The following is an 18,525-nucleotide window of genomic DNA, read 5'->3' as shown; positions in this document are numbered from 1 at the left end:
AGCCCCGGTTCGTACGAACCGGGGCTCTCGCGCGTGCCCGCCGTGACCGGCCGCCCGCTCGGCCGTTGTCACGGCATGACCAAGACCCAGCGCATGCTCGCCGCCTTCGCCCTCGCGGGGGCCGCCGCGGGCCTCGCCGCACCCGCCGCCTCCGCCGCGCCCCTGGACGCGGCCCCGCTCAGCCTCCCGGATCTCCCGGCCGCCGCCCCGGGCATGCCCGCCGGCGCCCAGCCCTCCGTCCCCGAGATCGGCGGGCGGCTCAGCCAGGGCGCGAACCAGCTCAACCAGCTGATGACCCTGCCCGACCAGCTCTCCCCCGTGATCGCGCCCGTCCAGCCGGTCCTGGGCCTCGCCGGCGCCATCCAGTAGCACCCGGCCCCTCCCCGCCCGCCCCCGCCCCGGACGCGAAGAAGGTCCCGACCTGGGTCGGGACCTTCGACGGTGGGGACGGGGGAAGTGGCGACCGGGGGGACAAGCCACTTCCCCCGACGGGGACGGAACCTGCCAGCCCGAGCCGCAGTCAGGGGGGAAGCCCGCGGCTCGGACCCCGCAGTGAGGTCCTGTCCCTCACCCACCGGTTTCCTGCCAGAACCGGTGGGCTCGTGTTCCATCCTGCGCCCGCCCCGACCGGGCAACCCAGCGGCAAAGGGCCCCAACCACCGGGTCATTGGTCCTTAAAGGACAGGTGAGTGACCAAACCTGACCGGTTAGACTCACCCGACTTTGCAGCGCCGGTTGGGGAGGCCGACACCGTCCATGGACACCAAGAAACTCATCACGGGCGTCCTCACCGTGTTCGTCCTCTTCGTGATCATCACCCAGCCCAAGCGGGCGGCGGAGATGGTGGGAATAGGCTTCCAGGGCATATCGGATGCCGCCTCCGGCATCGGCGAGTTCATCACCGAACTGGTGAACTGAAACCGCACGCCGAAGCGATTTTTGGACTTCCGGGTCCCCCACTCCGACGGGTGGGGGACCTTTCGCGTTCACGGTGGGGGGAGCCGGTAAAAGGAATACCCCTAAATGCCCAACTTGCCCTCAACACGGCTATATACGGTGCTTGCACATAGTGCACATCTCTTGTGATGCTATGACCGCTTTTGACCGATGAGTTGATCGAAGGGGTGGCGTGACCGTGCCGGCCAGTACTGCGCCTCAGGTGCCTCCCCAGCAAGAGCTCCGCCCGCACGAACCGCGCCACCAGGAGCCGCGCCCGGCGGAGCCCCGTACGGCCGAGCCCCGCGCGGCCGAACCCCGCGCGGCCGAACCCCGTACGGCGGAGCCCCGCGCGGCCGAACCCCGTAGCGCCGAGCCCCGCCCGGGCGGCGCCCTTCCGGGGGAGCCGCGCGCGGGGGAGCCGCGAACCGGGCCCGGGCCGCAGGAGCAGCCGGCGGAGCAGTCGCAGGAGCAGCCGCAGGACGCATCCCCGGACGCGTCCCGGGAGCCGTCCCAGGACGCGGCCCCGCCGCCGCCCAGGCCGCAGGGCCGGGGCGCCGACACCCGGGCACTGACCCAGGTGCTCTTCGGCCAGCTGAAGAACCTGGAGCCGGGCACCAGCGAGCACTTCCGGGTGCGCGGGGCGCTGATCGAGGCCAACCTCCCGCTCGTCCGGTACGCCGCCGCCCGCTTCCGCAGCCGCAACGAGCCGATGGAGGACGTGGTCCAGGTCGGCACCATCGGCCTGATCAACGCGATCGACCGGTTCGACCCGGAGCGCGGGGTCCAGTTCCCCACCTTCGCGATGCCGACGGTCGTGGGCGAGATCAAACGGTACTTCCGCGACAACGTCCGCACCGTCCACGTCCCGCGCCGCCTCCACGAGCTGTGGGTGCAGGTGAACGCCGCGACCGAGGACCTCACCACCCTCCACGGCCGGACCCCGACCACTCCCGAGATCGCCGAGCGGCTGCGGATCAGCGAGGACGAGGTGCTGTCCTGCATCGAGGCGGGCCGCAGCTACCACGCGACCTCGCTGGAGGCCGCGCAAGAGGGCGACGGCATGCCCGGGCTGCTCGACCGGCTCGGCTACGAGGATCCCGAACTGGCCGGCGTCGAGCACCGTGACCTCGTGCGGCACCTGCTGGTCCAGCTGCCCGAACGGGAGCAGCGGATCCTCCTCCTGCGCTACTACAACAATCTGACGCAGTCGCAGATCAGCGCGGAGCTGGGCGTCTCGCAGATGCACGTCTCCCGGCTGCTCGCCCGGAGCTTCGCCCGTCTGAGATCCGCAAACAGGATCGAGGCCTAACCGGATCGGGTGGACCTGTTCCAGCGTTTCCCTACAGAATCGGCTCATTCTGCTCGGTCGGTCGACTGTCGCTGGAGATACTTGTCGACATGACGCTACAGCGTGTTGCCGACATGTGACATTCTGCTGGAACCGCGTTTGCCGCAGCTCCGCCTCCGGTATTCAGGTGGAGGCTGCGTTCCTCCGACGGGCGCAGAGACGCGACCGTCCGCGACCTCAAGGGGGTGGCATGTCCGCAGAACAGGGCAGCTCCAAGGTGCTCACGCTCGACACGCGTGAGCTGCCGGCAGTGGCCGACCGCTCGGAAGCCATCGACACCCGCACCCTCTCCCGCTCCCTCTTCCAGCGACTCGCCGCCCTGGACGTGGACAGCCCCGAACGGGCGTACGTACGAGACACCCTGATCGAGCTGAACCTGCCGCTGGTGCGCTACGCGGCGGCCCGGTTCCGCAGCCGGAACGAGCCGATGGAGGACATCGTCCAGGTCGGCACCATCGGCCTGATCAAGGCGATCGACCGGTTCGACTGCGAACGCGGCGTGGAGTTCCCGACGTTCGCGATGCCGACCGTCGTGGGCGAGATCAAACGATTCTTTCGAGACACTTCCTGGTCCGTCCGCGTCCCGCGCAGGCTCCAGGAACTGCGCCTCGCGCTGACCAAGGCGAGCGACGAACTGGCCCAGAAGCTGGACCGGTCCCCGACCGTCCCCGAGCTGGCGGCCGTGCTCGGCGTCTCCGAGGAGGAGGTCGTCGACGGCCTCGCCGTCGGGAACGCCTACACCGCCTCCTCGCTCGACTCGCCCTCCCCGGAGGACGAGGGCGGCGAGGGCTCGCTCGCGGACCGCCTCGGGTACGAGGACAGCGCGCTGGAGGGCGTCGAGTACCGCGAGTCGCTCAAGCCGCTTCTCGCCAAACTCCCGCCCCGGGAACGGCAGATCATCATGCTGCGGTTCTTCGCGAACATGACCCAGTCGCAGATCGGCGAGGAGGTCGGCATCTCCCAGATGCACGTCTCCCGGCTGCTCACCCGCACGCTCGCCCAGCTGCGGACGGGCCTGATCGGGGACTGAGGCACGGAGTGGCGGGCGGGGCGAGCGGCGGCGCGGGCAGGGTTCACATTTGACATCGCGTCAGGAACACTGGCGCGATGCGAACGGGACCCCGCGCCGCCCTCGCCCTCGTCGTCTGCTGCACCGCCCTGGCCGGCCTCGCCGGCTGCGGGCAGGACCGGGACGGATACGTCGTCGTGGGAGCCGCCGCCCCGGGCCCCGAGCGGAGCGCGGGAGAGAACGTGCCGCCCCGGGGCCAGGTGGAGTTCCAGCCGCTGGCATCCGGCGGACCGGCCCCCTCCGCCGACGCCCCCGGTCCTACGCCGACCGGCGCGCCCGGGTCCCGGCCGGGCGACGGCTCCGGCGAGGGCGGAGGGACGGCCACCGCCCCGGTCGGCTCCGCACCCGCCCCCGGCACCCCGCCGGACCCGGGCACCCCGGCCACCCCCGGCGGCACCGGGGGCGCGGGCACGGGCGCCACCACCCCGGGCGCGCCCGGCACCCCGGCCCCGCCCGCCCCGCCGACCTCGCCCGGCGCTCCGGGCACCCCCGCCCCGCCCGCCCCTCCCGCCCCCAAGCCGGGTACGACGCCCCCCGCCCCGCCGGCCACCCCGGCCCGGCTCACGCTCGGCGCCCCGGTCCGCGCGGCGGCGTCCTCCCGCTGGTGCGAACGCGTCACGGTGACCTTCACCAACACCGGCACCACGGCGGCCCGCTCCGGCACGGTCGGCTTCGCGACGCACGTCATCGGCGCCCTGGGCGTCGACTGGGCCACGGTCACCACGACCCAGCCCCTGCCCGCCCCCATCGCCGGCGGCAGCTCGAAGACGCAGACGTACACGGTCTGCGTGGAGGCCTGGCGGGTCCCGCTGGGCATGCACGTGGAGACCCGGAACGTCAGCGCCGCCTGGAACTGAGACCCCCGGCCCCGTCCGTCCCGGTTTTCCGATTCCTTTACCGCCGCACCCCCCGAATTCATTTGCCTGTAGCAACCATGCGCTTCTATGGTTGCCCTAAGCAACAAGATGGGGGCGGTTCCCGGTGACCACGCAGACGGCCCAGCACACCCGCTACGAGGAGCTGGCCCGCCAGCTCACCGGAATCGGAGCGGTCAAACGCGACCTGGCCCGGATGCTGCCCCCGCACTGCCCGCCCGGCTCCGCCGCCGTCCTCACCGTCCTCGACCGGCACGGCGAGATGCGGCTCAGCCGGCTCACCGAATTCATGGCCGTCGACATCTCGGTCAGCAGCCGGCACGTCGCCCACGTGGCGCAGCACGGCTGGATCGAGCGGGAGACCGACCCCGGCGACGGCCGCTGCCGGATCCTGCGCCTCACCGAAGCCGGGCGCGCCATGCTCGCCGAGCTCGGCGCCCGCTACACCGACGCGCTGGAGAAGGCCCTGGCCGACTGGTCGGCCGAGGACATCGACGTACTGAACACCCTGCTGGCCCGACTCCGATCGAGCTTCTAGGCAAAGGAAACACATGGCTACGACCACACCCGGCGGTCTGCGGGGAGGCGGCCGGTCGGAGACCACGTCCGACGGCGCGCCCATGACCCATCCGCAGATCATGAAGGCGCTGTCCGGGCTCATGCTCGGCATGTTCGTGGCGATCCTGTCCTCCACGATCGTCTCCAACGCCCTGCCCCAGATCATCAGCGACCTCGGCGGCACCCAGTCCTCCTACACCTGGGTCGTCACCGCCGCGCTGCTCTCGATGACGGCCGCGACCCCGCTGTGGGGCAAGCTGTCCGACCTCTTCAGCAAGAAGCTCCTCGTCCAGATATCCCTGGTGATCTACGTCCTCGGCTCCGTCGTCGCGGGCATGTCGCAGAACACCGGGATGCTCATCGCCTGCCGCGTGGTCCAGGGCATCGGCGTCGGCGGCCTCTCGGCCCTCGCCCAGATCGTGATGGCCGCGATGATCTCCCCGCGCGAGCGCGGGCGCTACAGCGGCTACCTGGGCGCCGTCTTCGCCGTCGCCACCGTCGGCGGTCCGCTGCTCGGCGGCGTCATCACCGACACCGACTGGCTGGGCTGGCGCTGGTGCTTCTACGTGGGCGTGCCGTTCGCGGTCATCGCTCTGATCGTGCTCCAGAAGACCCTGCGGCTCCCCGTGGTCCGCCGCGACGTCAAGGTCGACTGGCTCGGCGCCTTCCTCATCAGCGGGGCCGTCTCGCTCCTGCTGATCTGGGTCACCCAGGCCGGGGACTCCTACGACTGGATCTCCTGGACCACCCTGGCGATGACCGGCGGTGCCGTGGTGCTCGGCCTGCTCTTCCTCCTCGTCGAGTCCCGCGCGAGCGACCCGATCATCCCGCTGCGGCTGTTCCGCAACAAGACCATCAGCCTGGCGTCCGCCGCCTCGCTGTTCGTCGGCATCGCGATGTTCTCGGGCACGGTCTTCTTCAGCCAGTACTTCCAGCTGGCCCGGGGCGAGTCCCCCACCATGTCCGGCCTCCTCACCATCCCGATGATCGGCGGGCTCTTCGTCTCCTCCACGGTCTCCGGCCAGATCATCACCAAGACCGGCAAGTGGAAGGCCTGGCTGGTCTCCGGCGGCGTGCTGCTGACCACCGGCCTCGGCCTGCTCGGCACCCTGCGGTACGACACCCCGTACTGGCACATCGCGATCTACATGGCGCTCACCGGGCTCGGCCTCGGCATGATGATGCAGAACCTGGTCCTCGCGACGCAGAACCAGGTGGCCCCCGAGGACCTCGGCGCCGCCAGCTCCGTCGTCACCTTCTTCCGCTCCCTCGGCGGTGCCATGGGCGTCTCGGCGCTGGGCGCGGTCATGGCCAACCGGGTCACCCACTACGTCCAGGACGGCCTGGCCGCGCTCGGCCCGAAGGCCGCGGCCATGGGGCACGGCGGCACCGCCGGCGGCGGGATCCCCGACCTCGACAAGCTGCCCGCGCCGTTCCGGACCGTCATCGAGTCCGCGTACGGGCACGGCGTCGGCGACGTCTTCCTGTACGCCGCCCCGAGCGCGCTGCTCGCGCTGCTGCTGGTGCTGTTCATCAAGGAGGTCGCGCTGAAGTCGAAGCCGGCCCTGCACGAGCCGGCGGCGGAGGGCGGCACCGGGGCCGGGACCGGGGCCGCCGAGGCCGCCGCGTCCGCCGGGGCCGCCGCGCAGGCCAAGGCCTGACCGGAAGCCGCCCGCAGCACGCCGTGAACGGCCCGGGCCCGGACCCCGCTAAGGGGTCCGGGCCCGGGCCTTCGCCGTGTGCGCGGCCTTGGCCTCGATGCCGGCGATCAGGACGTCGAGGGCCAGGGCGAACTCCGCCTCGGGCGCCCGCCGGACCGCACCGCCACAGCCGTTCAGGGCGCAGCCCCCGAGGAACTGGGAGACGGCCAGGTGCGCGCCCGTCCGGGCGGCGTCCACCAGGCCGGTGGACTCCAGCAGCCGGTGCAGGGCCGCGTCGAAGGCACGCGCGTGCGGGCCGATGTTCGGGTAGGCGACGCTGAGCGGGGCCACCCACGGGTGCTCCGCCAGCAGCTGCCGGTAGCCGCCGGCCAGGCTCCGCAGCCGGGCCGGCCAGCCCTCCCCGGGGGGCGGGCCGGCCGGCAGCCGCTGCTGGCCCAGGGCGCTGTCCAGGGCCAGCTCAAGCAGATCGTGCTTGGTGTCCACGTACCAGTACAGGGACATCGCGGTGACCCCCAGTTCGGCGGCCAGCCGGCGCATCGAGAACCGGCCGAGCCCCTCCGCGTCCAGCAGCCGCACGGTGGCGGCGGTGATCCGGTCCCGGTCCAGGCCCGAGGGCGCCTCACTGCGGCGTCTGCTGGGGGCGCCGGCCCGGGCGCCCAGCCACACACTGGTCCTGGCCTCGCCCGGATCAGCCTCGGTCGCCATGGAGGCACCCTCCTCACCACAAGGGGATCGGCCCGGAATGCCCGGTCCGCCCTCTTGATGCTAGGGGGTCGTCAGGTCGTAGAAGGTGGCTCCGCCGATGGTGGTGGCCTTGAAGTTCGCCTTCACCCAGCTGTCGATGGCGGAACCCGCCGCCCCGCCGGGACCTCCCGTGCCGCCGGGCCGGTTCGTGCCCGTACCCCCCTCGCCGAGGGCGTCGTCGACACCGCCCTGGGCGATGAACCAGTGGATCCTCCCCGCCTTCACGTACGCCTTGAACTGCTCCAGCGTGGGCGAGGGATCGCTGCCGTTGAAGCCGCCGACCGGCATCACGGGCGCCCCGGAGGCCAGCTGGTAACTCGCCGCGTTCTGGGAGCCGATGGTGGCCGCCGCCCAGGTGTAGCGGCCGGCACCGCTGCTCAGCGCGGCCTTGGCCTGCGCACCGACCCGGGTACCGCCCAGCAGCCCGCCGGGACCGCCGCCCCCGAAGCCCACGCGCTCACGGCCGGCCTGGCCGCCGGGGACGCCCTGGCCGCCGGGGACGCCCTGGCCGCCGGGGACGCCCTGGCCGCCGGGGACGCCCTGGCCGCCGGGGACGCCCTGGCCGCCGGGGACGCCTTGGCCGCCGGGGCCCCCGCCCGGGGCACCGCCTCCGTTCGGCCGGATCGCACCGCCGCCCATCGGGCCGCCCAGCGGCGCTCCCCCGGGGAACCCGCCCGGCGCGCCCTGGCCCGCGGGCCCGCCCGGGCCGCCCCGGAACTGCTCGGCGCCGGGGCCGAAGCGCATCCCGCCCGGACCGCCCCGGCCGCCGGCCACCGCCGGGCCGGCCGTCGGAATGGACCCGGTGTGGCCCGTGGCGACGGTGGTCAGGCAGTACGCGAGGGGGCCCGCCAGGGCCGCACCCAGTCCCAGCGCGGCCGTCGCGAGCAGCAACCGGCGCCCGAGGCGGGCCGCGAACGGCAGCAGGGCGGCGGCCAGCAGGCCCCCGGCCAGTACCGCCCAGCGCAGCCACGGCAGGTAGCCGGAGGAACGGCCGAGGAGTATGTACGACCAGACGGCGGTCAGCGCCAGCGTCCCGGACAGGGTGAGCGCGGCGGCCTTCCCGCCCCGCTCCTCCCAGAGCACCGCCGTGCCCATCCCGACCAGCGCGGCCACGCACGGGGCGAGCGCGACGGTGTAGTACTCGTGGAAGATGCCCTGCATGTAGCTGAAGACGAGCACGGTGATCAGCAGCGGGCCGCCCCAGGCGAGGAACGCCGCGCGGGCCATGCCTTCCAGGGAATCGGTGGCCCTGCGGGCCCGCCAGGTGACCACCAGCCCGGCCACCAGCAGCACCAGGGCCGCCGGCAGCAGCCAGGAGATCTGGCCGCCCACGTTCCCCGAGAACAGCCGGTCGATGCCGGTCTCCCCCCAGCCGCCGCCCCTGAGGCCCGGGCCGCCCTCGGGCATCCCGTAGCCCCCGGCCGCACCGGACACGGCGCGCCCGCCGCCGACGCTGCCCGTCTCGTCGCCGTTCAGCCGGCCGAGGCCGTTGTAGCCGAAGGTGAGTTCCAGGAAGGAGTTGTTCTGCGAGCCGCCGACGTACGGGCGGGAGGAGGCGGGCCACAGCTCCACCACGGCCACCCACCAGCCGCCGGACACCACCGCCGCCAGCCCGGCGAGCAGCAACTGCCCGAGCCTTCCGCGCAGCCGGGTCGGCGCGCAGACCGCGTACAGCAGGGCCAGCGGCGGCAGGATGACGAAGGCCTGCAGGGTCTTCGTCAGGAAGCCCAGGCCGATCGCCGCGCCGGCCGCCACCAGCCACCCCGTGCGCGCCCCCTCCAGGGCCCGGAGCACGCAGTACACCGTGACGGTCAGCAGCAGCGTCAGCAGCGCGTCCGGGTTGTTGAAGCGGAACATCAGCGCCGCCACGGGCGTGAGCGCGAAGGCGGCACCGCTCAGCAGGGCGGCCCCGGCCCCGAACTGGCGCCGTACGGCCGCGTACAGCACGGCGGTGGTGCCGACGCCCATCAGGGCCTGGGGCACGAGGATCTGCCAGGAGCCGAGTCCGAACAGCCGGACGGACAGCGCCATCGGCCACAGGGCGGCCGGGGGCTTGTCCACGGTGATGGAGTTCCCGGCGTCGGAGGAGCCGAAGAAGAAGGCCTTCCAGCTCTCCGAACCGGCCTGTACGGCGGCGGAGTAGAAGGAGTTGGCGTAGCCGGAGGCTCCCAGGTTCCACAGCAGCAGCACGGCGGTGGCGAGCAGCAGCGCCACGTATGCGGGCCGCTCCCAGCGCGGCCGCACGGCCCCGGCCCGGTGCGCGGCGGCCCCCGCGGACACGGCGGGCGGCCGCTCGGGGAAGGGGGAGTCGAGGGGGACGGGTGCGGTGGTCATCGGTGGTCGTCCTTCACGGGAGTGGCGCGCCGCTCGGGGAAGACCCAGGCGCGGAAGAGCAGGAACCGCAGCACGGTGGCGGCGAGGTTGGCGGTGATCAGGACGGCCAGTTCGGTGCTGTGGGCGGGGTTCGCGGCGGCCGTGTCGAGCGCGGCGAGCGAACCGCTGGTCAGGGCCAGTCCGATGGCGAACACCACGAGCCCCTGGGCCTGGTGGCGGACCGCCCGGTCGCGGCCCCGGACGCCGAAGGTGAGCCGCCGGTTGGCGGCGGTGTTGGCCACGGCGGACAGCAGCAGGGCGGCCGCGTTGGCGGTCTGCGGCCCGGCGCCGAGCCGGAAGAGGGAGTACAGGGCGAGGTAGCAGAGGGTGGACAGCACCCCGACCACGCAGAAGCCGAGGAGCTGGCGGGCGAGCCCGCGCGGTACCCCGGGCAGGGCCGTGCGGTCGCGCGGGTCGTCACCGAAGGGGCGGGCGAGCCGGTCGAGCGGGAGCGCTCCGACGGCCAGCGCCCGGCCCACCCGCCAGACGCCCCTCAGGTCCTCGGTGGCGGTCTTCACGATGTGGACGGTGGAGTCCGGGTCGTCCACCCAGTCCACCGGCACCTCGTGGATCCGCAGGCCGGCCCGCTCGGCCAGTACCAGCATCTCGGTGTCGAAGAACCAGCCGGTGTCCTCCACCAGCGGCAGCAGCCGCTCCGCCACCTCGCGCCGGATGGCCTTGAACCCGCACTGGGCGTCGCTGAACCGGGCGGCGAGCGAGGAGCGGAGCAGCAGGTTGTAGGCACGCGAGACGAACTCCCGCTTGGCTCCCCGTACGACGCGGGAGGAGCGGGCCAGCCGGGTGCCGATGGCCAGGTCGGAGTGGCCGGAGATGAGCGGGGCGACCAGCGGCAGCAGCGCGTTCAGGTCGGTGGAGAGGTCCACGTCCATGTAGGCGAGGACGGGGGCCTCCGAGCGCGACCATACGGTGCGCAGGGCCCGTCCGCGGCCCTTCTCCTCCAGCCGGAAGCTGCGTACTCCCTCGACCGAGGCGGCGAGCCCGGCCGCGACCTCGGGGGTGCGGTCGGTGCTGGCGTTGTCGGCGATGGTGATGCGGAAGGCGTACGGGAAGGTGCGCGTGAGGTGGGCGTGGAGCCGGCGTACGCAGGGCCCGAGGTCCTTCTCCTCGTTGAAGACCGGGATCACCACGTCGAGTACGGGCTCGCCGGGCGCGGACGCGAGCGGCGCCCGGGCCGGGAGGGCGCCGGGAGAGGTGTCGGTTGGCATGTTCCGACCCTCGCCGCACGACCTGTCACCTCGGTGTGGTGAGCCTGTGCGCCGTCTGTGAGTGCGTGCCGGGGTCGTGGGCGGCCAGCGGGAGCAGCACTTCGAAGCAGGTCCGGCCCGGCTCGCTGCGTACCCCGACCCGTCCGTCGTGCGCGCCGACCACGGCCTCGACGATGGCGAGGCCGAGCCCGGTCGATCCCGCCGAGCGGGACCGTGAGGCGTCGCCGCGGGCGAAGCGCTCGAAGACGTGGGGCAGCAGCTCGGGCGGGATCCCGGGGCCGTCGTCCTCGATCCGCAGCCGGACGGCGGATGTTTCACGTGAAACATGGGCGGTGACGGTGGTGCCGGGCGGGGTGTGGGTGCGGGCGTTGGCGAGGAGGTTCACCAGGACCTGCTGGATCCGTGCCGCGTCGGCGCGGACGGGTGCGGGCGCGTCGGGGAGGGAGAGGCGCCAGTGATGGCCCGGGCCCGCGGCACGGGCGTCGCTGACGGCGTCGACGACGAGCGGGGCCAGGTCGGTGTCCGCGAAGGACAGCGGGCGGCCTGCGTCCAGCCGGGCCAGCAGCAGCAGGTCCTCGACCAGCCCGGTCATCCGGGTGGCCTCGGACTCGATCCGGCCCAGGGCGTGCCGGGTGTCGGGGCCGGGCTCCTCCCGTCCCCGGCGGGTGAGTTCGGCGTAGCCGCGGATGGAGGCGAGCGGGGTGCGCAGCTCATGGGAGGCGTCGGCCACGAACTGCCGGACCTGCGTCTCGCTCTGCTGGCGTGCCGTCAGCGCGGAAGAGACGTGCCCCAGCATCCGGTTGAGGGCGGCACCGACCTGCCCCACCTCGGTGCGGGGGTCGGCTTCGGCGTCCGGGACCCGCTCGTGCAGGGCGGGTTCGCCACTGTGCAGGGGGAGTTCGGAGACCCGGGTGGCGGTGGCGGCGACCCGGCGCAGCGGACGCAGGGCGACCCCCACCAGGGCCTGTCCGGCGAGGGAGGCGGCGATCAGGCCGGCCAGGGTGACGCAGACCTCGACGGCGATCAGGGTGCGCACCGTGGAGTCGACGCCCTGGAGCGGGAAGGCGAGCACCAGGGTTCCGTCGGGGGCGGAGACGGCCCGGTAGGCGCCCAGGCCGGGCAGGTCGGTGTCCACGGGTCCGGTGCGGCCGGGACCGGCCTTTCGGGCGACCGCCGCGAGGGCGCCGCTCTGGGCTTCGGTGAGCAGCTCGCGGTGGTCGGGGCTCTGGCCGGACACGGGGACGATCCGGGCGCCGCCGATCACCGTGCGCGCCGCGTCGAGGCGGATCCCGGCGGCACCGATCGGGGAGCCGGGGGCGAAGACGAAGCCGAGGCCAGCGTCGCGGGCCGCCTTGGACGCGCCGGGGCCCCGGACGGCCATCTCGACGGAGGTCGTCAGCTGCTTGTCGAGCTCGCCGACCAGGCGGGAGCGCATGGCCAGGGTGGTGACGGTGCCGATGGCCGCGCCCACGACGGCGATCAGCGCCACCGCCGAGACGACCAGCCGCGTCCTCAGCGACCACGGGCGCCGGAGGGCCACTAGTCGGCGGGCTTGATCAGGTAGCCGGCGCCGCGCCGGGTGTGGATCATCGGGGGCAGACCGGTGCCGCCCTCCAGCTTCCGGCGCAGGTAGGAGATGTAGAGCTCCACCACGTTGGCCTGGCCGCCGAAGTCGTAGGACCACACCCGGTCCAGGATCTGCGCCTTGCTGAGCACCCGGCGCGGGTTGCGCATCAGGTAGCGCAGCAGCTCGAACTCGGTGGCGGTCAGGTGGACCTCCTGCCCGCCCCGGACCACCTCGTGGCTGTCCTCGTCGAGGCGCAGGTCGCCGACGGTCAGGACCGAGCCGCCGCGGGCGGCCTGCGCGGCTCCGGAGCGGCGCACGAGCCCGCGCAGCCGGGCGACGACCTCCTCCAGGCTGAACGGCTTGGTGACGTAGTCGTCACCGCCCGCCGTCAGGCCCGCGATGCGGTCTTCGACGGAGTCCTTGGCGGTCAGGAACAGCACCGGGACCTGCGGGATCTCCCGGCGCAGCCGTCCCAGGACGGCCAGCCCGTCCATGTCGGGGAGCATGATGTCGAGGACCACCACGTCCGGCCGGAACTCCCGCGCGGCCCGGACGGCGCCCGCCCCGTCACCCGCGGTGCGGACCTCGCAGCCCTCGTAGCGCAGGGCCATGGAGAGCAGCTCGGAGAGCGAGGCCTCGTCGTCGACGACGAGGACCCGGCAGGGTCCGCCGTCGGGCCGCAGCAGGGCCGTCGGGGTGCCGGTGGACGTGGACGCGTGGGAGGTGGTCGTCGCGGTCATGACCCCACGCTGGCGGCCGCCTCTGAGAGCGTTCTTGCCCCTTCCTGTGAATCTCCTGAGAAAGGGCGGTCCCCGCAAGGGTGCTCAGGGGAGGGGGAGGCCGAACAGGCGGGCGGCGTTGTCGTGGCATACCGCGCGCAGCCAGTCGTCGCCGAGGCCGAGCCGTTCCAGTGCCTCCAGCTGGTGCTCGTAGGGGTAGGGGATGTTCGGGAAGTCGGTGCCCAGCAGGATCCGGTCTCCGAGGTCGGCGAGCCGCCCCAGCTCCCCGGGCGGGAAGGGGCCGAGGCGCTCGGAGAAGTCGGTGAAGGCGATGGTCGTGTCGAGCCGCACCTCGGGGTACCGGGCGGCGAGGTCGAGGAAGTCCGTGTACTCGGGCATCCCCATGTGGGCGATGACCAGCGGCAGCCGGGGGTGGCGGGCCAGCAGCCGGGCGACCGGGCCGGGGCCGGTGTGCTTGCCCGGCGCGGGCCCCGAACCGCAGTGGACGACGGTCGGGATCCCCGCCTCGGCCAGCAGGCCCCAGACGGGGTCGAGCCGCTCGTCGTTCGGGTCGTAGCCGCCGACCCGGAGGTGCGCCTTGAAGACCCGGGCCCCGTCTGCCACGGCCTGCGCGGTGTACGCCGCCACGTCTCCCTCGGGGAAGAAGGTCGCGGTGTGCAGGCAGTCGGGGGTGCGGGCGGCGAAGTCCGCGGCCCATGCGTTGAGCCAGGCGGCCATGGCGGGCTTGTGCGGGTAGAGCATGGAGGTGAAGGCGCGGACCCCGAACTCCCGCAGCAGCGCCACCCGCCGCTCCTCCTCGAGCCGGTAGGTGATGGGCCAGGGGACGCCGGTCAGCGGACCGACCGCGTCGAAGTAGTCCCAGACCTTCGCGAGCACCCGCTCCGGCATGAAGTGGGTGTGGACGTCCACCAGTCCCGGCAGACCGAGCCGCTCGCGGAACGCGCGGACCGCTTCAACCGTTGCGGGCAAAGCCGTGGCTCCGCTCGACGGTCGCGACGTGCAGGGTGTAGCTCTCGTACCAGTGGGCGCGGCCCTGCTTCATGGCGGCCTGGTGTTCCAGGTCCTCCCGCCAGACGCGCAGGGACTCGTGGTCTCGGAAGTACGCGACGGTGATCCCCAGGCCGCCGGGGGTGCGGGCGGATTCGTAGCCGAGGAACCCGGGGTTCTCCGTGACGATCTCGTTCATCCGGGCGTTGGTCTCCGGATAGCCGCTCTCGTCGGAGGTGCGGACATTGCTGAATACGGCCATCACATAAGGCGGTTCGAACGCCGGAACGGGCTGAATGCTCATGCCCCCACCCTCGGCGGAAGGCCCTTGGCATGTCCATCGGAATCGGCCCCGGGAGGCCAAAGGGATCCAAGTTTTGACCTTGACCGGCGTCAGAACAGTCCGCCCTGCTCGGCCTCGGGCGGCCCGGGCGCGACGACGGCCAGCGGTACGTCGGTGCGGGCCCCCTCGGGGACGGCCGACAGCTCCCATCCGGCCAGCAGCCGGGTGTCCACCACGAGCCCGTCCGCGAAGTGCAGGTCGGGTCCGGCGGCCCCCGCCAGCCGCCCGACGACCGTCCCGCCGGGCAACAGCTCCGTGACCAGCCGGGCCGGTTCGGGCAGCCCGGCCAGCCCGAACGCCCCGGCGTGGTCGATGACCTCGCACCCCACCCGCTCCAGCGACTCCGGCCACCCGGGCAGCGCGGCGGCCCGCGCGTGCAGCTCGGCGACCTCCCGGGCGCGCTCGGGCTCCGTCGGCAGCCGGGCCCGTACGGCACGCTTGCGGGCGTACGCGATCCGGTCGGGCACCCCCAGGGCGGCCCGCAGCAGCTCCTCGGTCCGGCGCGCCGCCATCAGCGGCCCTCGCCCCAGCCAGGCCCAGGTGACGGCCCCCTGCTCCAGCAGCCGGACCGGGCCGCGCTCCTCGGCGGTGATGCCGACCTTGACCATCCCGGGCCCGAACCACGCCAGGTAGACGCGGTAGGTCCGCGGGTCGGCCGCGTTGGTGTCCGCGGCCACCGAGAAGGACCGGTCCAGCCGGGCGCACTCGGCGCACTGGGCGTTTCCCGCCCGGCCCGGCACCGGCCGCGCCACCGGGCACGGGGTCCGCTTCCCGGCCCGCCACACGCCCAGGCAGTGGCGCTCGCCACGGGCGGTGAAGGCCAGCCGCTGCCCCGGGGTGAGCGGGCTGCCGCGCTCCCCGCGCCCGCACCACCCGATGGCGGGACCCTCCGCGCTCCACCGGATCCCGGTGCACCACCAGCCCGAGGCGGGGGCGGTCACAGCGGGAGCGGCCGCTCGAAGAAGGTCTCCAGGACCACGGTGGCCTGTGTCCCGCTGACCCCGTCGATGGCGTAGAGCCGCCGCAGGACGTCCTGGAGCTGCTCGGTGGTGGCCGTGCGCACCTTGACCAGCACCGAGGCGCTGCCGGCGATGATGTGCGCCTCCTGGATCTCGGGGATGGCGGCGAAGTCCTGCGCCGACTCGCCCATCCACGCGTTGGAGTCGACCATCACGTAGGCCAGCACCCCGCTTCCGACGGCGGCCGGGTCCACGTCGACGGTGGTCCGCCGGATGACCCCGCGCTCGCGCAGTTTGCGTACGCGCTCGTGGGTGGCCCCGGCCGAGAGCCCCACGGCCGCGCCGAGCGCCGCGTAGGACTGTCCCGCGTCCTGCTGGAGGCGCAGGACGAGCGCCCGGTCGATGTCGTCCACGCCGTCTTCCTCCCGTGGGCCCGCCGGCCCGTCGAGCCCCTTGGGCCGGTCGAGCCCGTCGGCTCTTGCGAAGACGGTACCTGATCCTGCAATCTCACCATCACACCGAACACCATTCGGCGCTTAACCAATCTGGGGGAATCATGTTGGGCATAGCTGACCTCACCTTGTACGAGATCCTGGACGAACGCTTCCGTACCGGGCGCTGCGCCAACGGAGACGCCCGCCTGGAACGGCTCTACGACGACTGCCGCTGGGCCGAAGGCCCCCTGTACCTGCCCGCCTGGCGCCAGCTCGTGTGGAGCGACATCCCCAACGACCGGATGCTGCGCTGGGACGAGGCGACCGGCGCGGTCTCCGTCTTCCGCTCCCCGGCCGGCCACTCCAACGGCAACACCCTCGACCGCGAGGGCCGCCTGATCACCTGTGAGCAGGGCAACCGGCGCGTCACCCGCACCGAACCCGACGGGAGCATCACCGTCATCGCCGACCACTTCGACGGCAAGCGCCTCAACAGCCCCAACGACGCGGTGGTCCGCTCGGACGGCTCCGTCTGGTTCTCCGACCCGGACTTCGGGATCACCAACGACTACGAGGGCCGGCGGGCGCCGAGCGAGATCGGCGCCTGCAACCTCTACCGGGCCGACCCGGCCACCGGCGAGGTCCGCCTCGTCGCCGACGGCTTCCTCGGGCCGAACGGCCTGGTCTTCTCCCCCGACGAGAGCGAGCTGTACGCCGCCGACACCCGCGCCGGTCACATCCGCGCCTTCAAGGTCGGCGACGACGGCACCCTCAGCGGGGACCGCGTCTTCACGGACTGCCCCTCGGTCGACAACATCCGCTTCGACGACGAGGGCCGGCTGTGGGCGGCCGCGATGGCGTCGGGCGTGCACTGCTACGCGGCGGACGGAGACCTCATCGGCCGCCTGCGCGTCCCGGAACCCGTCTCGAACATCGCCTTCGGCGGCCCGAAGAACAACCGCCTCTTCATCACCGCCACCACCTCGCTCTACTCGCTGGTGCTCTCGGTGACCGGCCTCCCGCGCGTCCTGCCCGCCCGCCCCTGAGACCGTGCCCGCCTAGCGCGCGACGAACTGGGTCAGGATCGCCTGCATCTCGTAGATGTCGACCCCCTTGGTGAAGGTCTTCTCGATCGGCGCCGGGCTGCCGGATATCCATATCTTGAGCTCGGCGTCGAGATCGAAGTGCCCGGCCGTCTCCACCGAGAAGTGCGTGATGCTCCGGTACGGGATGGAGTGGTACTCCACCTTCTTGCCCGTCAGCCCCTGCTTGTCGACGAACACCAGCCGCCGGTCCGTGAACAGGATCGTGTCGCGCACCAGCAGGTACGCCGCGTGGACCTGCTCGCCGTTCCCCAGCAGGCGCGCGTAGTCCCGCTGCGCCGACGACGGGTCGACGGTGTGCGCGTTTCCGAAGAGTCCCATGAGAGCCCCCATCAAGGTTCGAACGATCTTCGAAAACCGTATCCGGGGGGCAGCGTGGTCCACGTCCCCCTCAGGAGCCATTCCGTCCCTGAGCTCTCCCGGGGGACCCCTCCGCCTTGAGTACCGTCCGGACACACGAAAGAGGCCCTCAGGACTTCTCCTGAGGGCCTCTCGGCTGTGCACTCGGCAGGATTCGAACCTGCAACCTTCTGATCCGTAGTCAGATGCTCTATCCGTTAAGCTACGAGTGCTTGGGCTTCCCGGGTTTTTTTCGCCCCGTTGGCCTTGCGAGAACAACAATACATGGACCTCGCCGGGACGCGAAATCCATTAGCCGCAACGCCTCTGACCTGCGGAAACGCCCTGGAAGAAGATCGTCCGGAGGGATCCGCGCCGCAGCGCCGGGCCGGCCGGGGTACCCATACGGGCCCGTCCCAAACCCCTCCAAGCCCTGAACGCGCCGGCCCACCGTCCACCCGGTCCGCACCCCCGCCGGCAGCCCGAACGCACCGAAGCCCCGGTCCATCAGGACCGGGGCTTCGGTGAGGTGCGGAGGCGGAGGGATTTGAACCCTCGATGGGGTGTAAGCCCCAAACCGCATTAGCAGTGCGGCGCCATAGACCGGACTAGGCGACGCCTCCAGCACACCCCCGCGTACGAAGGTGCGTGCAGATGATGACACAGCCGCGGGGCCGCTCACCAATCCGCTCCCAACGGTACAAGGAGCCAGGGCCGCAGAGCAAAGGCTTAAGCACGCAACGTCCGAGCGGGAAGGTCGTTGGTGAGGCGTACGACGTACGGACGACCTGGAGTGCCCCATGCTGCGTCTCGCCGCCTTCGCCGTCACCTCCGCCCTCGCCGCCGCGGCCGCCGGACCCCTGCCGCCCCTGCCCCTGGGGCGCCTGCTGTCCTCACCCGACCGGCTCACCATCGAGATCTCCAAGAGCGGCAACCGCCTCGTCGACGGCACGCACCGGCTGGAGTGCCACCCCGCCGGCGGTGACCACCCCTTCGCCGAGGAGGCCTGCGCCCGCCTCGACACGCTGGCCCGGCAGGGCAAGGACCCCTTCGCCGAGTCGGACGCCAAGAACTGCTCCTTCCAGTACGGCGGGTCGGCCGTCGCCCGCGTCACGGGAACGTGGCGCGGCCAGAAGGTGGACACCACCTTCCAGCGCAGGAACGGCTGCGACATCGCCCGGTGGAAGAACCTGGAACCTGTGCTTCCGGGGGAGCGTTCCTGACCTGGGACGATGCGGCGGATGCACGTTTTCCCCCGTT

At 72.7% G+C, this 18,525-nt stretch carries 19 protein-coding genes and 2 tRNA genes; 9 read left to right on the top strand and 12 right to left on the bottom strand.

Translation table 11 applies throughout. The features are described from left to right. Positions 1 to 75: 75 nt before the first annotated feature. From D1J60_RS18140 to D1J60_RS18115, 7 genes are all read left to right on the top strand, one after another. A complete protein-coding gene (locus D1J60_RS18140; protein ID WP_125601171.1) occupies positions 76 to 369 on the top strand; it encodes a hypothetical protein in 294 nt (97 codons plus the stop codon). A gap of 387 nt (positions 370 to 756) precedes the next feature. Then, the gene (locus tag D1J60_RS37310; RefSeq protein ID WP_164720920.1) at positions 757 to 918 is read left to right on the top strand and encodes a hypothetical protein; all 162 of its coding nucleotides are present in this window, start codon (positions 757 to 759) and stop codon (positions 916 to 918) included. 241 nt (positions 919 to 1,159) lie between these two features. Then, the gene (locus D1J60_RS18135) at positions 1,160 to 2,248 is read left to right on the top strand and encodes an RNA polymerase sigma factor SigF (protein WP_125821796.1); all 1,089 of its coding nucleotides are present in this window, start codon (positions 1,160 to 1,162) and stop codon (positions 2,246 to 2,248) included. Positions 2,249 to 2,477: 229 nt separating this feature from the next. Next, positions 2,478 to 3,317, top strand: a complete 840-nt coding sequence (locus tag D1J60_RS18130; protein ID WP_125605148.1) for an RNA polymerase sigma factor SigF — start codon at positions 2,478 to 2,480, stop codon at positions 3,315 to 3,317. A gap of 77 nt (positions 3,318 to 3,394) precedes the next feature. After that, positions 3,395 to 4,213: a hypothetical protein gene (locus D1J60_RS37710; RefSeq protein ID WP_241253309.1), complete on the top strand. Its 819-nt coding sequence runs from the start codon at positions 3,395 to 3,397 to the stop codon at positions 4,211 to 4,213. 124 nt (positions 4,214 to 4,337) lie between these two features. Beyond that, entirely contained in the window at positions 4,338 to 4,769 is a 432-nt protein-coding gene (locus tag D1J60_RS18120) for a MarR family winged helix-turn-helix transcriptional regulator (protein WP_125595109.1), read from the top strand. Positions 4,770 to 4,782: 13 nt separating this feature from the next. Next, a complete protein-coding gene (locus D1J60_RS18115; RefSeq protein ID WP_125821795.1) occupies positions 4,783 to 6,450 on the top strand; it encodes an MDR family MFS transporter in 1,668 nt (555 codons plus the stop codon). Positions 6,451 to 6,498: 48 nt separating this feature from the next. On the opposite strand, the gene D1J60_RS18110 is transcribed toward D1J60_RS18115, so the two are convergent. The 9 genes from D1J60_RS18110 to D1J60_RS18070 form a co-directional block, all read right to left on the bottom strand. Continuing rightward, positions 6,499 to 7,155, bottom strand: coding sequence for a TetR/AcrR family transcriptional regulator C-terminal domain-containing protein (locus D1J60_RS18110; RefSeq protein ID WP_125821794.1), 657 nt, complete (start codon positions 7,153 to 7,155; stop codon positions 6,499 to 6,501). Positions 7,156 to 7,215: 60 nt separating this feature from the next. Next, positions 7,216 to 9,528: a glycosyltransferase family 39 protein gene (locus D1J60_RS18105; RefSeq protein ID WP_125821793.1), complete on the bottom strand. Its 2,313-nt coding sequence runs from the start codon at positions 9,526 to 9,528 to the stop codon at positions 7,216 to 7,218. Continuing rightward, positions 9,525 to 10,793: a bifunctional glycosyltransferase family 2/GtrA family protein gene (locus tag D1J60_RS18100; RefSeq protein ID WP_125821792.1), complete on the bottom strand. Its 1,269-nt coding sequence runs from the start codon at positions 10,791 to 10,793 to the stop codon at positions 9,525 to 9,527. The genes D1J60_RS18105 and D1J60_RS18100 overlap by 4 nt, the downstream gene beginning before the upstream one ends. Positions 10,794 to 10,818: 25 nt before the next feature. Beyond that, on the bottom strand, positions 10,819 to 12,333 hold the full coding sequence (locus D1J60_RS18095) for a HAMP domain-containing sensor histidine kinase (protein WP_125821791.1): 1,515 nt from the start codon (positions 12,331 to 12,333) through the stop codon (positions 10,819 to 10,821). Then, positions 12,333 to 13,100 carry a response regulator transcription factor gene (locus D1J60_RS18090; protein WP_125595104.1) on the bottom strand — a complete coding sequence of 256 codons (768 nt, stop codon included), beginning with the start codon at positions 13,098 to 13,100 and terminating at the stop codon, positions 12,333 to 12,335. Before D1J60_RS18090 ends, D1J60_RS18095 begins: the two co-directional genes overlap by 1 nt. A gap of 84 nt (positions 13,101 to 13,184) precedes the next feature. Further along, positions 13,185 to 14,069 carry an amidohydrolase family protein gene (locus D1J60_RS18085; protein ID WP_125821790.1) on the bottom strand — a complete coding sequence of 295 codons (885 nt, stop codon included), beginning with the start codon at positions 14,067 to 14,069 and terminating at the stop codon, positions 13,185 to 13,187. Continuing rightward, positions 14,053 to 14,391 carry an antibiotic biosynthesis monooxygenase gene (locus D1J60_RS18080; RefSeq protein ID WP_125595102.1) on the bottom strand — a complete coding sequence of 113 codons (339 nt, stop codon included), beginning with the start codon at positions 14,389 to 14,391 and terminating at the stop codon, positions 14,053 to 14,055. The genes D1J60_RS18085 and D1J60_RS18080 overlap by 17 nt, the downstream gene beginning before the upstream one ends. A gap of 89 nt (positions 14,392 to 14,480) precedes the next feature. After that, positions 14,481 to 15,371: a DUF2797 domain-containing protein gene (locus tag D1J60_RS18075; protein WP_125821788.1), complete on the bottom strand. Its 891-nt coding sequence runs from the start codon at positions 15,369 to 15,371 to the stop codon at positions 14,481 to 14,483. Further along, a complete protein-coding gene (locus tag D1J60_RS18070; protein WP_125595100.1) occupies positions 15,368 to 15,802 on the bottom strand; it encodes an Lrp/AsnC family transcriptional regulator in 435 nt (144 codons plus the stop codon). The genes D1J60_RS18075 and D1J60_RS18070 overlap by 4 nt, the downstream gene beginning before the upstream one ends. 143 nt (positions 15,803 to 15,945) lie before the next feature. Here D1J60_RS18070 and D1J60_RS18065 point away from each other — a divergent pair, with 143 nt between their 5' ends. Further along, the gene (locus D1J60_RS18065; RefSeq protein WP_125821787.1) at positions 15,946 to 16,869 is read left to right on the top strand and encodes an SMP-30/gluconolactonase/LRE family protein; all 924 of its coding nucleotides are present in this window, start codon (positions 15,946 to 15,948) and stop codon (positions 16,867 to 16,869) included. A gap of 12 nt (positions 16,870 to 16,881) precedes the next feature. On the opposite strand, the gene D1J60_RS18060 is transcribed toward D1J60_RS18065, so the two are convergent. From D1J60_RS18060 to D1J60_RS18050, 3 genes are all read right to left on the bottom strand, one after another. Further along, positions 16,882 to 17,247, bottom strand: coding sequence for a PH domain-containing protein (locus tag D1J60_RS18060; RefSeq protein WP_164720918.1), 366 nt, complete (start codon positions 17,245 to 17,247; stop codon positions 16,882 to 16,884). 178 nt (positions 17,248 to 17,425) lie between these two features. Continuing rightward, positions 17,426 to 17,498, bottom strand: a tRNA-Arg gene (locus tag D1J60_RS18055). A 299-nt stretch (positions 17,499 to 17,797) separates the two neighbouring features. Beyond that, positions 17,798 to 17,888: transfer RNA gene (locus tag D1J60_RS18050), tRNA-Ser, on the bottom strand. A 177-nt stretch (positions 17,889 to 18,065) separates the two neighbouring features. Between D1J60_RS18050 and D1J60_RS18045 the strand changes: the two genes are divergently transcribed. After that, positions 18,066 to 18,488 (top strand): SSI family serine proteinase inhibitor, encoded by a 423-nt coding sequence (locus tag D1J60_RS18045; RefSeq protein ID WP_125595097.1) that lies wholly within the window; start codon positions 18,066 to 18,068, stop codon positions 18,486 to 18,488. Positions 18,489 to 18,525: the final 37 nt, after the last annotated feature.

The organism is Streptomyces sp. W1SF4, from assembly GCF_003950035.1.
Lineage (GTDB): Bacteria > Actinomycetota > Actinomycetes > Streptomycetales > Streptomycetaceae > Streptomyces > Streptomyces racemochromogenes.
The sequence above is the reverse complement of the archived record's forward strand: the minus strand, read 5'-3'. Positions and strand labels throughout refer to the sequence as shown.

Excerpts from the sequence above, each read along its gene's own strand:
- D1J60_RS18140 (WP_125601171.1), top strand. The coding sequence starts at position 76 with ATGACCAAGACCCAGCGCATGCTCGCCGCCTTCGCCCTCGCGGGGGCC.
- D1J60_RS37310 (WP_164720920.1), top strand. The coding sequence starts at position 757 with ATGGACACCAAGAAACTCATCACGGGCGTCCTCACCGTGTTCGTCCTC.
- D1J60_RS18130 (WP_125605148.1), top strand. The coding sequence starts at position 2,478 with ATGTCCGCAGAACAGGGCAGCTCCAAGGTGCTCACGCTCGACACGCGT.
- D1J60_RS37710 (WP_241253309.1), top strand. The coding sequence starts at position 3,395 with ATGCGAACGGGACCCCGCGCCGCCCTCGCCCTCGTCGTCTGCTGCACC.
- D1J60_RS18115 (WP_125821795.1), top strand. The coding sequence starts at position 4,783 with ATGGCTACGACCACACCCGGCGGTCTGCGGGGAGGCGGCCGGTCGGAG.
- D1J60_RS18110 (WP_125821794.1), bottom strand. The coding sequence starts at position 7,155 with ATGGCGACCGAGGCTGATCCGGGCGAGGCCAGGACCAGTGTGTGGCTG.
- D1J60_RS18105 (WP_125821793.1), bottom strand. The coding sequence starts at position 9,528 with ATGACCACCGCACCCGTCCCCCTCGACTCCCCCTTCCCCGAGCGGCCG.
- D1J60_RS18100 (WP_125821792.1), bottom strand. The coding sequence starts at position 10,793 with ATGCCAACCGACACCTCTCCCGGCGCCCTCCCGGCCCGGGCGCCGCTC.
- D1J60_RS18090 (WP_125595104.1), bottom strand. The coding sequence starts at position 13,100 with ATGACCGCGACGACCACCTCCCACGCGTCCACGTCCACCGGCACCCCG.
- D1J60_RS18080 (WP_125595102.1), bottom strand. The coding sequence starts at position 14,391 with ATGAGCATTCAGCCCGTTCCGGCGTTCGAACCGCCTTATGTGATGGCC.
- D1J60_RS18065 (WP_125821787.1), top strand. The coding sequence starts at position 15,946 with ATGTTGGGCATAGCTGACCTCACCTTGTACGAGATCCTGGACGAACGC.
- D1J60_RS18060 (WP_164720918.1), bottom strand. The coding sequence starts at position 17,247 with ATGGGACTCTTCGGAAACGCGCACACCGTCGACCCGTCGTCGGCGCAG.
- D1J60_RS18045 (WP_125595097.1), top strand. The coding sequence starts at position 18,066 with ATGCTGCGTCTCGCCGCCTTCGCCGTCACCTCCGCCCTCGCCGCCGCG.